1 protein-coding gene is annotated in these 301 nt (G+C 56.8%); it reads left to right on the top strand.

Going from position 1 to position 301, the window contains the following annotated elements; all coding sequences use genetic code 11:
* On the top strand, positions 1-235 hold a 235-nt coding region (locus NE591_RS14365), incomplete at its 5' end, for a DNA cytosine methyltransferase (protein WP_256156994.1).
* Between the last annotated feature and the right edge of the window lie 66 nt (positions 236-301).

Below are 301 nucleotides of genomic sequence, written 5' to 3'. Positions count from 1 at the left end.
CTTCTGGTATGAGGGCGACCCGGAGGGCGGCTGTATCCGTTTTCTGACGGAAACAGAAAGTGAACGGCTGATGGGGCTGCCGGAGGGCTGGACAAAGTACGGGGCGGACGGCATGGAGATCCGGCCTCTGCAACGCTACAAGGCGCTGGGAAATGCGATTGCCCTCCCTTGTGCCGATTACATTATGGCCGGGATCTATGAGGTGCTGGCTGACAGGGCCGGAAAGGAGGAATGAGCCCATGTTTGAAGCCTATATAACCAATACAGCCCTATACCCCTTAATGGGGATTGAGGTAGGGAC

Source organism: Adlercreutzia sp. DFI.6.23, from assembly GCF_024462535.1.
In the GTDB taxonomy this organism is placed as follows: domain Bacteria; phylum Actinomycetota; class Coriobacteriia; order Coriobacteriales; family Eggerthellaceae; genus Adlercreutzia; species Adlercreutzia rubneri.
Note: the sequence above shows the minus strand (reverse complement) of the source record. Positions and strands in the feature narration are given on the sequence as shown.